The organism is bacterium, from assembly GCA_035371905.1.
Taxonomy (GTDB): domain Bacteria; phylum Ratteibacteria; class UBA8468; order B48-G9; family JAFGKM01; genus JAMWDI01.
The window spans coordinates 10,702-11,851 of the sequence record DAORXQ010000053.1; the positions used below are offsets into that span (position 1 = coordinate 10,702).

At 24.4% G+C, this 1,150-nt stretch carries 1 protein-coding gene; it reads left to right on the forward strand.

Going from position 1 to position 1,150, the window contains the following annotated elements; translation table 11 throughout:
* Positions 1-1,150 (forward strand): LamG domain-containing protein (locus PKV21_06485; protein HOM27136.1); only part of this gene is annotated, 1,150 nt, incomplete at both ends.

Consider the following 1,150-nt stretch of genomic DNA (forward strand, 5'->3'; position numbering starts at 1 on the left):
AAACTATCAAACAAGATAAAATTATTAGAGAATGTTAGTTTAGATGAAGCAGAAAGTATTTTAAATAAAAAAAGAATATTAGACAATATTGATTTAGAAGAAATATCAAAAGTAAAAAATACAATAAGGCTCTTTGAAAATATATTATATCAGGATAACTTTTCTTTATTTAGAAAAATTTTAGTAAAGGAAGAAATAGATAAAAATCAATATGCTTTGGAATTTAGCGGAAATGAATATAGTTATTTAATGGCTAATGCTTCTTCCCCAATAGCAGGACAGGAATTTTCAGTAGAATGTTGGTTTTATTTAAAGTTAAATAATAGATTACAGGAAATTGTAGCAGAAGGAATAAGCACATCTACTGGTTATGGTTATGGAATTTATAGAGAAGTTGATAATAATGTTTCTTTTGGAATATGTGGAGTTTCTGGAAGAATGAAAGTTTATTATCCTTGTGAATTAAATAAATGGTATCACGCAGTTTTAACCTATAAATCAGGAGTTGGAGGAAGTGCGTATATTAACGGAAAAAAAATAGGAAATTTTAATAATGTTGGAAATTTATATTATTATTATGAAGGTATGTATGTAGGATTTAGATTAGGAGGGTGGCCTTTTTTAAGCACTGATCCTTATTTTAAAGGAAAAGTAGATGAAGTTAGAATATATAATAGAATTTTAACTGATGAAGAAGTAAGAGAGCATTTTAATTTTATATTTAAAAACGAAAGCAGTTTAGCGTTATATTATAATTTAAATGAAGGAAGCGGAACTACTGCTTATGATAAATCAGGGAATAATAGAAATGGGGCTATATATAATGCGGTATATGTTCCTTCTGAAATTTACAAGAGGAACTTTACAGATGTTATAAATTTACTTAATGAGATAAATATTAGCGATAGCATAATAGAAAGTGAGAATATAGAAAAGAAAAAAGAAGTTTTATTATCTGATAATATAACCGAATTAGATAATATAATTATTTTAAATAAAATTATATTTTCAGAAAATATTGATGTTAAAGAGATAATAAAAAATTTAGTAGAAATTTTATTAAAAGAAAATATAAATGAAGAGGAAAAAATATACATAATATCATTTATTTTCTTAAAAGATAGTATAAAAGAAGATGAAGAGGCAAGTA